Annotated in this window: 11 protein-coding genes; all 11 read left to right on the top strand. The window is 42.9% G+C overall.

Annotated features, from left to right (window positions below; all coding sequences use genetic code 11):
- Window positions 1-56: 56 nt before the first annotated feature.
- Window positions 57-1,715 (top strand): ABC transporter substrate-binding protein, encoded by a 1,659-nt coding sequence (locus M3629_RS11810; protein ID WP_154887671.1) that lies wholly within the window; start codon window positions 57-59, stop codon window positions 1,713-1,715.
- 185 nt (window positions 1,716-1,900) lie between these two features.
- Window positions 1,901-2,800 carry an ABC transporter permease gene (locus M3629_RS11805; protein ID WP_090915693.1) on the top strand — a complete coding sequence of 300 codons (900 nt, stop codon included), beginning with the start codon at window positions 1,901-1,903 and terminating at the stop codon, window positions 2,798-2,800.
- Window positions 2,801-2,813: 13 nt separating this feature from the next.
- Entirely contained in the window at window positions 2,814-3,716 is a 903-nt protein-coding gene (locus tag M3629_RS11800; RefSeq protein WP_090915344.1) for a carbohydrate ABC transporter permease, read from the top strand.
- A 511-nt stretch (window positions 3,717-4,227) separates the two neighbouring features.
- A complete protein-coding gene (locus M3629_RS11795) occupies window positions 4,228-4,572 on the top strand; it encodes a hypothetical protein (protein ID WP_251506257.1) in 345 nt (114 codons plus the stop codon).
- Window positions 4,573-4,712: 140 nt separating this feature from the next.
- The gene (locus M3629_RS11790) at window positions 4,713-5,531 is read left to right on the top strand and encodes a purine-nucleoside phosphorylase (protein WP_251506254.1); all 819 of its coding nucleotides are present in this window, start codon (window positions 4,713-4,715) and stop codon (window positions 5,529-5,531) included.
- Between the two features lie 403 nt (window positions 5,532-5,934).
- Window positions 5,935-6,228, top strand: a complete 294-nt coding sequence (locus M3629_RS11785) for a phosphopantetheine-binding protein (RefSeq protein WP_251506253.1) — start codon at window positions 5,935-5,937, stop codon at window positions 6,226-6,228.
- Between the two features lie 77 nt (window positions 6,229-6,305).
- Entirely contained in the window at window positions 6,306-7,502 is a 1,197-nt protein-coding gene (locus tag M3629_RS11780) for an acyl-CoA dehydrogenase family protein (RefSeq protein WP_251506250.1), read from the top strand.
- Between the two features lie 139 nt (window positions 7,503-7,641).
- Window positions 7,642-8,451: a phosphotransferase family protein gene (locus M3629_RS11775; protein WP_251506247.1), complete on the top strand. Its 810-nt coding sequence runs from the start codon at window positions 7,642-7,644 to the stop codon at window positions 8,449-8,451.
- A 37-nt stretch (window positions 8,452-8,488) separates the two neighbouring features.
- Window positions 8,489-9,295 carry a helix-turn-helix domain-containing protein gene (locus M3629_RS11770; RefSeq protein ID WP_251506244.1) on the top strand — a complete coding sequence of 269 codons (807 nt, stop codon included), beginning with the start codon at window positions 8,489-8,491 and terminating at the stop codon, window positions 9,293-9,295.
- 87 nt (window positions 9,296-9,382) lie between these two features.
- Window positions 9,383-10,090: a thioesterase II family protein gene (locus M3629_RS11765; protein ID WP_251506241.1), complete on the top strand. Its 708-nt coding sequence runs from the start codon at window positions 9,383-9,385 to the stop codon at window positions 10,088-10,090.
- 23 nt (window positions 10,091-10,113) lie between these two features.
- On the top strand, window positions 10,114-12,678 hold the full coding sequence (locus M3629_RS11760) for a non-ribosomal peptide synthetase (protein ID WP_251506237.1): 2,565 nt from the start codon (window positions 10,114-10,116) through the stop codon (window positions 12,676-12,678).
- Window positions 12,679-12,683: the final 5 nt, after the last annotated feature.

Here is a 12,683-nt window from a genome sequence, read left to right as displayed (position 1 = left end):
TACATTTCCTCATAATGAAATCAGTAAGGCAAACCACTTCCAAGGAGGCGCAATACATGGGGGGATTGAAGAAAAAGAAACTTTGGGGTTCCGTTTCTCTCGTTCTGGCATTAACTCTGGCACTGGCAGGATGCAGCGGAGAAGAGGCTAAAACGACGACACCCGATGGTAAGGAAGTATTAAACATCTCGGCATTTATTGGTACACCAAATCAGGCACCGGCAGCGGATAATCGCATCTACAAAAAGATTGAAGATGAGCTGGGTGTCAAACTGAACATGGAGTTTCTGGTTGGTGACTTGCAACAGAAGCTGGGTGTTATGGTCGCGGGTGGAGAATACCCGGATTTGATTACTGCAGATACCAAACTGGTTGCGGCTGGCGCGGTTATTCCACTGGAGGATCTGATCGAGCAACATGCTCCAAATCTCAAAAAGCATTACGCAAAAGACTGGGAACGGATGAAAGATTCCAGTGATGGACATATTTACTGGTTGCCAAACTACGGTGTATATACGGGTGAGTTCATCAGTAACTACTATTCCGGTCCTGCGTTTTGGATTCAAAAACAGGTACTGAAAGAAGCCGGATATCCAACACCGAAAACGCTTGATGAGTATATGAAACTGATTCGGGATTATACTGCAAAGCATCCAACAACAGCGGATGGACAGCCAACAATTGGTTTCACAACTTTGGCTTCCGACTGGAGAACCTTCCCACTGCTCAATCCGCCAGAGCACTTGACAGGTCATCCGAATGATGGCGGGGTTGTGGTTGATGATAAAGGTGTTGCAAGCGTATTCGCGGATAAAGATATTTCGAAAAGATATTATAAAGAGCTGAACAGTCTCTATAACGAAGGACTGCTTGATAAAGAAGCTTTCGTTCAGAACTATGACCAGTATCTGGCTAAAATCTCTTCTGGACGCGTTGTCGGTATGTTTGACCAGCACTGGAACTTCCAACAAGGTGAAGATCCGCTCGTAGCTCAGAACAAAATTGGTGAAACGTATGTTGGTTTCCCACTTGTATATGACACAAGCATCAAGGATCACTACCTGGATCGTCCGGTTATCAACTTGAACAACGGTTTTGGTATCAGTAAAGATGCTAAAGATCCTGTTGCAATCCTGAAATTCCTGGATAAGTTGATGGATGAAAAGTACCAAAAGTTGCTGTCTTGGGGTGAAGAGGGCGTAGACTACATGGTCAACGATAAAGGAAGATTCTATCGTACGCCTGAACAACGTCTTCAACAGGAAGACCCGGCATGGAAACTGGCTAACAAAGCAGAAGGCTTCTACGGTGCAGCACCGAAAATGGAAGGTACTTTCTCGGATGGCAACGCGATCGGTGCAACCAATCAGCCTGAAGAATTTTATGATGGCTTGAAGAAAGAGGATAAAGAATTGCTGGATGCATACGGTTTCAAAACATGGAGTGATTTCTTCTCTCCTGCACCTGAAAACCCAGTGTATTATCCAGCATGGCAAGTGGACTTGAAAGAAGGTTCAGATGCTTCGGTAGCCAACAAACAAATGACCGATACATCGCTGAAGTACTTGCCTAGAGCGATCATGTCCAATTCAGATCAATTTGATTCGATCTGGAGCGAGTATGTGGATGCTTACAAGAAAATCAACGTGAAAGCGTATGAAGACCGAATCAATGAGCAATTACAATGGCGGATTCAGAACTGGACCGTGAAATAAATAAAAGCGGTTGTTGAATTAGCTCGGAAGGTGCCAGGTGCATGGATGTAAATCATGCCTTGTGCCTTCTGAGCAATTCATCCCTAAAATCCGCTGTACGTTGATAGGAGGAGTGAAAGATGGCGAATACGCCGGGAGCCATACAGGAAAAATCTGCTCCAACCGTTGTGACCAAGACGCCTCTGATGAAGCGCCTGCGTAGTCAAAAACAACTGATGTTTATGTCTCTGCCCATCGTCGCTTATATTTTGGTTTTCTCGTATTATCCGATCTGGGGCTGGGTTATGGCGTTCCAGAATTACAGTCCAGCGAAGAAATTCTCGCAACAGGAGTGGGTCGGACTTAAGCACTTCAAGTTTCTGCTTACGGACGACGCGTTTCTGAACGTGCTTCGCAATACGATCGCGATGAGTTTAATTAACATGATTCTTGGCTTTGTAACAGCCATTGTTTTTGCGATTTTGCTGAATGAAATCAAACACAAGCTGTACAAGCGCACGATTCAAACGATCTCATATCTGCCTCACTTTCTGTCATGGATCATCGTTACGGGCATCGTAGCCAGTTCGTTATCGGTTGATGGCGGGATTGTGAACGTGGTGCTGATGAAGCTCGGATTTATTAAAGAACCTATTATGTGGCTCAGCGTTCCAGAGTATTTCTGGGGTATTGTCGGTGCATCACACGTATGGAAAGAAGTCGGCTGGAATGCAATCATCTATCTGGCTGCGATCACTTCCATTGACCCTTCACTCTATGAAGCGGCTGAGATTGATGGAGCTAACCGGTATAAAAAAATGTTGTATGTTACGTTGCCTGGCATCAAGTCCATCGTCATTATCTTGTTGATTATGAACATGGGATGGATTCTGGAAGCCGGATTCGAAGTACAGTACTTGCTTGGAAATGGTGTCGTTGTTGACTGGTCTCAGACCATTGACATCTTTGTCTTGAAATACGGGCTACAGATCGGTAACTATTCACTAGCTACCGCAGCTGGTATATTCAAAACGGTCGTCAGTATCACCCTGATATTTGCAGCTAACTCAATATCCAAACGATTCGGCGAAGACCGATTAATATGAGGAGGACACATCGATGGGAATAAACAAATCTCGAGTTGAGCCGATTGTCTTCCACACATTTAACGGCTTGCTGATGATTTTTATTGCAGTAGTAACCTTATATCCATTTTTGAACACTCTGGCTATTTCTTTTAATGCGGGTAACGATACGATTCGGGGCGGAATCTATCTGTTGCCGAGGGAGTGGACTACCCAAAACTACAAAGCTGTATTTGCGGGTGGAACCATATTCGCGGCTTTTGGGGTCTCGGTTGCCAGAACTGTACTAGGTACTGTTCTCAGCTTGTTCCTCACTTCCATGCTGGCATATACGCTGAGCCGCAAAGACTATATTCTGCGCAAACCGATCACGATTATCGTTGTATTGACCATGTATTTCAGTGCAGGTCTCATTCCAACATACTTCCTGATCAAAGATTTGCATTTGCTTAACAACTTCCTGGTATACATCATTCCGGGTCTGATCAGTGCGTTTAACATGATCGTTATTCGGACGTATATCCAGACGTTGCCTGAAGGACTGATTGAGTCAGCCAAGATTGATGGTGCGGGTGATTTCAGAACGTTTATGTCGATCATTTTACCGTTGTGTCAGCCTGTACTTGCAACGGTCGCGTTGTTCATTGCGGTAGGGCAATGGAACTCTTGGTTTGATACGTTCCTGTACGCTTCATCCAAGCAAAACCTGAGCACGTTGCAGTACGAGTTGATGAAACTGCTGTCCTCTTCTATGAACACCAACAGCAGTGCTGCGGTATCCAGCGGGGCAGATATGGGGCAAGCGCGTAACATGGTTACGCCGATATCGATTCGGGCAGCGATCACCATTGTTGCAGCATTGCCAATCCTCGTCGTGTATCCGTTCTTGCAGAAGTACTTTGTACACGGATTGCAACTGGGTAGTGTGAAGGAATAGTAAGAAGCAGTAAGGATGAGTTATCATCGTTAGGAAACGAATTATCGTAGCATCTAAAGAAGTCGGCCGAATGTGGTCGGCTTTTTTGGTATATGCATGTATGAGCAAAATGAAAAGAAAATGAGATCCAGTCATTCGCTGTATATGTTATAATTTTCAATAATATAGAGTAGTCTTGTGCGTCAGCGGTTCAATGGAATGAAGATCGAGCCGAAACGATATATCTTGAAGAGTTATAAATTGAATTCAAGATGGAGTTGAATAAGATGGAAAGTATCCGTAATAATGCGTTAACATTTATCGGAAATTTCGCAATGGCCTATTTTATTTTCGGAGAGGGAAGGATCGGTAAACCTCTAATATTTGCGTTCTGGATGTTTATCTTGATGATGGGGATAGACTGGTATAAGCGTAGAGGGAGTCATACGCTGAATTAGCATATGGTACCATGGAGCCGGTCCCGGCAGAGGATTGGCTATTTGGTGTACAATTTTGGAGAGGAGGTGCTGGATTGCTGTCACGACCGTTTTCGCTGGATTCATTCCGATGCTGGATGCAACGTAAACAGGAACAACTGCAGGTGCTCCAGATCTCTACGGAAGAGAGAAAAGGAAATCCTGAAAATGAGAAGGAGTGTACTCCCGATCCTTTCATTGGATATGTTCATGAATCGGAGAGAGCTATGGGGCAGGTCACGATATGGGCCTCTCGGCAGATAGAGTTTGAGGTAATAAACATCGACACAGAAGAACGTTTATTGTGGACGTATGTTGAGCAGATTGAAGAACAAGACGCAAATTTCGAAACGATGTTGAAGCCTTACTTTGGCGCGTTGCAGTCTGGAGTTACAGCCTAACAAAGCTTGTCGGATTTGTGTATTGAAGACAGAATGAGGACACCCATTTACATCCGAGCCGTTGTTCATTACACTTGATAAGTAACGCTTATAAATAGGGTATATGTAATATCAATTCAGATTATCAGGAGGACTTTATTATGCATCAATCAGCACACATTCAGGAAGCACGCGATTACATATTTAACCGCATCAACACCAAGCCAGTGATAGGTATGATTCTGGGTTCAGGACTGGGAGCACTTGCGGACGAGATTGAGAATGCAACGGTGATCCCTTATACAGAAATTCCGTATTTTGCTCAATCCGAAGCCATTGGACATGCCAATGAATTGGTGATTGGAGAATTAATGGGGCAGACGGTTGTGGCTATGAAAGGCCGCCTTCACTACTATGAAGGTTTCACTTTGGATGAAGTCACGTTCCCGGTTCGCATTATGAAGGCACTGGGCGTTGAACAACTGATCGTCACTAACGCTTGTGGCGCGGTCAACACCGGTTTTGAACCGGGCCAGCTCATGTTGATTACCGATCATATCAATCTGGTTGGTAACAATCCGCTGATTGGAACAAACAATGCTGATCTGGGCGTGCGCTTTCCGGATGTGTCTCAAGTATACAATCGTGAGTTGCGTAGTATCGCACTACAGGTTGCCGAAGAGCATAATGTAAGCCTGCAACAAGGAGTATATGCATGGTGGAGTGGCCCAGCTTATGAAACACCTGCTGAGATTCGCATGATCCGCACGATGGGCGCGGACGCCGTAGGGATGTCTACCGTACCAGAAGCCATTGTTGCCATTCATGGTGGCATGAAGGTGCTAGGAATCTCCTGTCTGACAAACATGGCGTGTGGCATTCTGGATCAGCCTCTCAGCCATGATGAGGTTATTGAGGTGGCAGCCAAAGTGAAAACAACGTTTATCGACCTGGTTAAAGGTATTTTGCAAAAAATGTAGTAGCCTATAGTGTAGTTTTAAAAAAAGTATTTCCATACGGAATTTATTCCGCGGGTGATGCTTTTTTTTGTTTCATGGGAAAGGTGCTCCGACATCATCCGAGTGCAGATTTGGATATGGTAGAAACATTAAATATTTGTGAATACATGGAAAACCTCATTGCCTGAATCAGGAAAATTATGATAGTATCAGAGTCAGAGAATAAATGGAATATTTACAAAATGTAGGCCTTTTGGGTGTGGCATTTTCCTAGATATTCCTTGTCTGTTCTTGTCTGATTTCGGTTCTGTTCCCATCATCCATTTCGTAGAACGGTCAACGTTCAAGACAAATTCTGACCACAGAAACGTTACTACTAGCAAGATTTTGAAGAATCACATGTCTCACAAGAGGAGGAATCTTTTTGCAAGAGTATCCTGTGGCTCAAGATCAATTTGATATTCAATTTTATCAGGTTGTGGAAATGTTTTCTGAACAAAAGCTGGATGTTAGTGCATTAGATCAAGATTTACGGGTTCTGGGATTAAACTCCATCTCATTCATTAAGCTGATCATTGCTTTGGAGAATGAATTCAATATTGAGATGGAAGATGAGTATCTTGAATTGGAGAACTTTACAACACTGCAACATTTGAAAGACAGCTTACGCATGTGTCTTAATTTTGAAGTTTCGAATGAGTCTATGCGTAGGAGTTAACAACGTCTAGTCAAATGAGCGCAATATTCAGGTTCCATTTAATGCACTTATAACTTTAAAATCAGGAGTGATATGTGATGAAGGTAGAATTAAACGCAGAACAATTGATGTGGCAGGAACAATTCAAGGACTTCGTGGACAATGAAATTATTCCATATGCAAGTCTGAATGATAGTGAAGAGCGAATTCATCCTGAATTGCTTACAAAAATTACGGAAGCAGGTTATCTGGGTTCAATGCTGCCTAAGGAGTACGGTGGGATGGAACTAGACAATATATCGATCGGCATTCTCAATGAAGAGGTTGGCCGCGGGTGCTCCTCTGTACGAAGTCTATTAACGGTTCAAGGAATGGTTGGTTTAGCCATTTTGCGATGGGGAACAGCATCCCAAAGAGAGTACTGGTTGCCGAAGCTGGCTGTAGGGGCCTCCCTCGGATCATTTGGATTGACGGAACCAAGTGTTGGAAGCGATGCCAAAAGTATCGAAACAACTGCGGTGCTGGATGGAGAGGAGTACATACTTAACGGTCATAAAAAATGGATTACGATGGGACAGCTAGCAGACGTATTTTTAATTCTGGCCCAGTGCGAAAATAAGCCGACAGCTTTTATTGTGGAGAGAGATGCCATTGGATTCAGTGTTGAACCCATGAGCGGTTTGCTAGGCGCAAGAGCATCCATGATCGCGGAACTGCATATGGAACATTGTCGTATTCCCAAAGAAAATTTACTTGGTCAAGTTGGTATGGGTTTATCTCATGTTGCCTTGCCTTGTTTGGACTATGGAAGGTATACCATTGCCTGTGGCTGTGTAGGTTTGGCCAAGGCTTGTCTGGATGCTTCTGTTCACTATGCGAATTCAAGAATGCAATTCGGAAGAGCCATTCGTGAAAATCAGATGATACAGAAAATGATTACCGAGATGTCCGTAAATATAAAAGCAGCACGAATGCTGTGTTACAGAGCGGGCTATCTACGAGACGTAGGAGATCCCGAAAGCATTATGGAGACGTGGACAGCCAAGTATTTCGCGTCAACAATGGTTAACAAAGTAGCTAGTGATGCAGTTCAAATCCATGGAGCCAACGGGTGCCATCGAGACTACCCTGTCGAAAGATATTATCGAGACGCCAGAATTAACGAGATTATAGAAGGTACAACACAGATGCACGAAATTTTGATTGCCACGCAGGAGGTCGTCACTCATCGTCGTGAAATGAGACGTTCAACCAAAGCGGAAAAAGCAAAGGATATCGCGAATCGAAACGTTTAGATTCCTTATCACAGAACCTAAAGTGAAGCCCTTTTTTTGCAATAGGCAGAATCATTCATTATGCTATGAAAAAAGGGTTTTATCATTAGGTTCTTTAATGTTGTAGTTTATTCATCTGGGAAAGATACGGAGTTGATTAGTGTTGAAAAGGATTGGACAAGGACAGACAGCGGAAATATTCAGACAGGATGAAACTTCAATTTTAAAGCTCTTCAGAGAGGATTTCTCTGAAGAAGCGATTCAGCATGAGTATGATAATGCTCGAATCGTAATGGAACTTGGGGTTAAATGTCCAAGGACAATCGATATGATAACGATGGATCATCGCAAAGGCATCATATTTGAGTTAGTCAACGGAAGAACGCTTCTGGAAGAGATGATGTTTAAACCGTGGTCTATCGAAAGCAGAGCCAGACAAATGGCAGCTTTGCATTATCAAATACATCAGCAGTCAGGTGAGCAAATAAACCAAAAGCAAAAATCGGTTATGAAGAATAACATAGCAAGTGCGATTGATTTGTTGGATGCGGAGAAAGAACAGATCATGGACTATGTAAATAGTTTGCCGGAGGGGAGTTCCCTGTGCCATGGGGACTTTCATCCCAATAACGTCATTACTGGAAAAGAGGACTATATCATAGACTGGATGACAGGCACTTCAGGCTGTCCATCAGCAGACGTAGCAAGAACGCTGGTGCTATTGAAATATGGAAACTTGCCTAAGGGCACCCCGATGACGATGCGGATTCTATTGAAAATGATCAAAAGTAAGATGCGTAAAGCATATTTGGATCATTACCTCTCTCTCTCTTCTATGGACATTCGAGAGATTCACCGATGGGTTCTCCCTATTGCTGCGGCTAGATTAACGGAGTGGATCCCGACGGAGGAAAAAACAGATTTATTGGATTATATCCGTAATCAGCTTCAGAAGTTCAATACCACATAAATCAACCGTCCGAAAAACAATCAGGAGGTTAGGCGATATGGATTTTCAATTACGTTCTGTTGTCTCTTATGATATGGTCATCCGTGAAAAAAAACATTTATTTGACTTGTCTCTCCGAAGACAGATTGCCATATTTGAAGTTATGGACGCTTTGGAAATCAGTGTATTTAGCAAAACCGTAGAGGTCAAAGCAGGATCCGTGCTGCTAGCCAATAAAATTAGATTACAGAATTACGATAAGCCTGTTCTGAAGATGAGAGGTATCATTTTTGGATCGGATTTGCTTGAAAGGTTGCCGAGTTGTCATATCTTGAATGAAAATGACTGCGAACATTATGATCTGGCTGTAAACCTGCTAAATAGAAAGATAGAAAGCAAGGAAGCTATTGAATGGGCTGAAAAGGACTTCTTTAAAGTCTATTCGGGTTACTATCAAACCAATCTGACAAATATGATGCGTCCGGAAACCGATCGGGAAGACTCGGTAAAACGGAACCTGGTTATGATCTGCAAATATATTCAAAACAATTATGAAAAACCGATTACGCTGCAATTTCTGGCCGATATGGTGGGCTATAATCCCGTATATCTGTGTAACTTGTTCTCCAAGGTGTTCAATGTCTCCCCTTTGAAATATCTGCAGCAGATTCGAGTTGATAAAGCACAGGAATATGTAACCAAGACGGATTTGCCAATATGTGAGATTACTTCCATGCTGGGATATAGCTCAAGTACACAATTTAGTGCAATGTACAAAAAGAAAGTCGGAAAAAGTCCAACGGAACATCGGAGTCAGTTCAAAAACAGCAAGGGGGATCGACGGTTAACTATTCAATCTACATAATGTGTCCAATAACACAGAAAATGTTGTATTTATTTACGTAAAATGATAAATTACGGAAAAATACGCACACAAGGAATGATAGGGCTGATGAAGAAAATTCAACTTTTTTGTTTGCCTCATGCAGGTGGATCAGCAATGGTTTTTCACCGCTGGAAGTCATCTTTAAGCCCTGATATTGATGTTATCCCGATCGAATTAAGAGGAAGAGGTTCCCGTGTGGGAGAGTCTTTCTATGAGAGTTTTGAAGAAGCCGTCGATGATATTTATTCTGCTATTTCCTCAAAGATTGCTGGACCCTATGCTATTTTCGGACATAGCATGGGAAGTTGGATGGCACTCGAACTATATTATCGACTTGCACAATCCATAGAGCGTTTGCCCGTACACCTGATGCTTTCAGGCAATCGGGCACCACATATTGTGAAGGATGAGTGCATTCATGCTTTACCAGACGAGGAATTCAGAGAAACCATTCAAAGAATGGGAGGAACATCGGATGAGATCTTTACCAATAAAGAACTCTTTTCGTTGTTCGCGCCTGCACTTCGAGCAGATTTCAGGATTGTCGAACGATTCAATTTTCAGCCCAAGTCTTTCAAGGTACAGAGTGATATTACTGTGCTGACAGGCAGAAGTGATACCCGGGTGAAATCGAGTGATCTGATTGGATGGAAAAGATATGCTGGTTCACAATGCGAGATTGTCAAATTGGAAGGCGGTCACTTTTATATTCAGGAGAATGTTCAGGAAACAACGAGAATTATAAATGAAAAGTTGCAACCTTACCTAATCTAGATGACAAGGAGTGTGTTCCGGTTATGAAGCTAGATAACCTGGCTCAGTTATTTAACTCTCTTGGTTCAGTCACAGACAGAGGCATTACTTTTCTGAATGGCAGTAAGGATGAGAACGTTGTATCCTATGAAGCCCTATTGAAGTCAGCCAAACTACGCTTAGGAGAACTACAAGCATTTGGTATCCGGCCAGGGAGTGAATTGATTTTTCAGTTGAACTCTGAACAAGAGTTTATCGTTACCTTCTGGGCCTGTACGCTGGGTAAGATTATTCCTGTACCGATAACCGTGGGCGGGAATCAAGAACAACGAATGAAGCTCTACAACGTATGGAATACGTTAAATCATCCGTTCATTGCTGCCGATCAGGATCTCACACCAAGCCTGGAAAAGTTTGCGCTCAAGAATGGATTAGAAGAGATCCACAGTCAAATGCACGATCGAATTTTTGTAATACAGGATAAGTTCAATGGGCAAGGACCACCCCGAAACGAGGGTCTCGAAGCCACGATTAATCCTGACGATATCGCCTTTATCCAATTTTCCTCCGGCTCAACAGGCCAGACTAAGGGCGTAGTAATAACACACCGCAATGTCATGAAAAATATAGAAGCAATCAATATTGCAAACGGAGTCTCCTCTGCAGACCGTTCCTTAAGCTGGCTGCCTTTGACCCACGATATGGGTCTGATTGCATTTCATCTCACAAGCACCTTCATGGGTCTGCAACAGTTCATTATGCCTACTTCCTTATTTATCCGCCATCCTACATTATGGTTAACCAAAACGGCTGAACATCGAGCCACTCAACTATATGCTCCTAATTTTGCTTATAAATATCTTTTGGATTCATACAACCCACTGACTTTTGAAGCCACAGATCTTTCTTCTGTACGTTTTATCATGAACGGCGCTGAGCCGATATCTCCATCACTTTGTCTCCACTTTCTGGAGGAGATGAGTCCATATGGACTTGCTTCGAATACGATGTTGACAGCTTATGGCCTTGCTGAGGCAACAGTTGGAGTTTCCTTCGGTGAGGTAGGTGATTTAAAGACTTATGTGCTGGACAGACGATATCTGGAGACAGGCAAACCTTTTATCGAAACAGAGCTTCATGACGAACATGCTGTGTCGTTTGTTGAAGTCGGCAAGCCAATTCAATATTGTGAGGTTCGCATTTGTGATGATCAAGACCAACCGGTCAGTGATTTGATTCTGGGTAGCATCCAGATTAAAGGCTTAAGTGTAACAAAAGGTTATTATAACAATCCTGTGGCAACGGAAGGCACGATAACTTCAGATGGCTGGCTGCGAACTGGAGATATCGGATTTATGAACAATGGTGCGTTGGTGATTACGGGAAGAAGCAAAGACATCATTTTCATTAATGGTCAGAATATTTATCCGCATGATATCGAGCGTGTAACCGAGGAACTGGAGTCTTTCGAATTAGGTAAAGTTACGGTATGCGGTGTGTCCAATACACGTACAGGATCTGAGAGTGTAGTCATGTTCATTCTTTATAAAAAGGATGTACATTCTTTCATTCCAATGGTGCTTGAAGCCAAGGCACATATTCAGCAGAGAATGGGAATTGAACTGCAATCGGTGCTCCCGATTAAACAGATTCCCAAAACAACAAGCGGGAAATTTCAGCGGTATAGGCTTCGAGAACGATATGAAGCGGGTGAGTTTAGTATAACGGAGCAATCCATTCGAAGTATGATAAACCAAGTTAAGGAAAGCAAAAAAGTCCAATCGGCTCGTGATCAGCTTGAACAAAACTTAATTGAAATCGTTGAATCCGTCACTGGGCTCATAAACGTTGGTATAACTGATAATCTCGCTGAAGCAGGATTTGATTCGTTAAAAGTGACGCAGATTCATCAAGCTATAGATGAAGCATATCCTGACAGGTTGCCCATTTCCAGCCTCTACTCCTATACAAGCATCCATGAGTGGGCGAGCATTATCAGAAAAGATGCTGTCGAGTTGGAAACGTTCTCAATTGATGGGAGTTTTTTTCACGAAGATGATGGATATGAAATGATGGCACACCGTTTTACGCTTCCAGTTGCCTTAGTTAAAGACATACGAGCAATTGCATTTGCGGAAGGCTACAGCATACATGTGCTTGCTTCTGCTATGTTTGCTTACTTGCTTCACACGTTATCAGAACAATCAGCTATTGACGTGCATATATCGATTGGAGAAACCAGGAGGGTTACGGCTGTAAGATTCAATTTTCAGCAACACCACACCTTGACAGATCTGTTCCGGAATGTGTACGAGCAAACTGAAGCTGAGAATTCACAACGATCGTTTTCTATCGAACACATGGATCAAATGAAGTTTAAAAGGAAAGAAAAGGAAATTATTCCGTTGTACGGCGAACAGCAATTGTTCAAAATATCGGACGATATTTTGAACTATTATGATCTGATTATGTTGGTGGCGGAGGATGGTGACGTACTGCAGTATGAGTGTCGCTTTAATGGGCGGAAATTAAAACAAACGCGTGTGAAACGTCTTATTACTAATTATGTGAAAGGACTCCAACTACTTGTGCAGCCTGAATTGAAATGAAGCGT

This window comes from Paenibacillus polysaccharolyticus (genome assembly GCF_023714295.1).
Classification (GTDB): Bacteria; Bacillota; Bacilli; order Paenibacillales; family Paenibacillaceae; genus Paenibacillus; species Paenibacillus polysaccharolyticus_A.
The sequence above is the reverse complement of the archived record's forward strand: the minus strand, read 5'-3'. Positions and strand labels throughout refer to the sequence as shown.

Excerpts from the sequence above, each read along its gene's own strand:
- M3629_RS11810 (WP_154887671.1), top strand. The coding sequence starts at position 57 with ATGGGGGGATTGAAGAAAAAGAAACTTTGGGGTTCCGTTTCTCTCGTT.
- M3629_RS11805 (WP_090915693.1), top strand. The coding sequence starts at position 1,901 with ATGAAGCGCCTGCGTAGTCAAAAACAACTGATGTTTATGTCTCTGCCC.
- M3629_RS11800 (WP_090915344.1), top strand. The coding sequence starts at position 2,814 with ATGGGAATAAACAAATCTCGAGTTGAGCCGATTGTCTTCCACACATTT.
- M3629_RS11790 (WP_251506254.1), top strand. The coding sequence starts at position 4,713 with ATGCATCAATCAGCACACATTCAGGAAGCACGCGATTACATATTTAAC.
- M3629_RS11780 (WP_251506250.1), top strand. The coding sequence starts at position 6,306 with ATGAAGGTAGAATTAAACGCAGAACAATTGATGTGGCAGGAACAATTC.
- M3629_RS11770 (WP_251506244.1), top strand. The coding sequence starts at position 8,489 with ATGGATTTTCAATTACGTTCTGTTGTCTCTTATGATATGGTCATCCGT.
- M3629_RS11765 (WP_251506241.1), top strand. The coding sequence starts at position 9,383 with ATGAAGAAAATTCAACTTTTTTGTTTGCCTCATGCAGGTGGATCAGCA.
- M3629_RS11760 (WP_251506237.1), top strand. The coding sequence starts at position 10,114 with ATGAAGCTAGATAACCTGGCTCAGTTATTTAACTCTCTTGGTTCAGTC.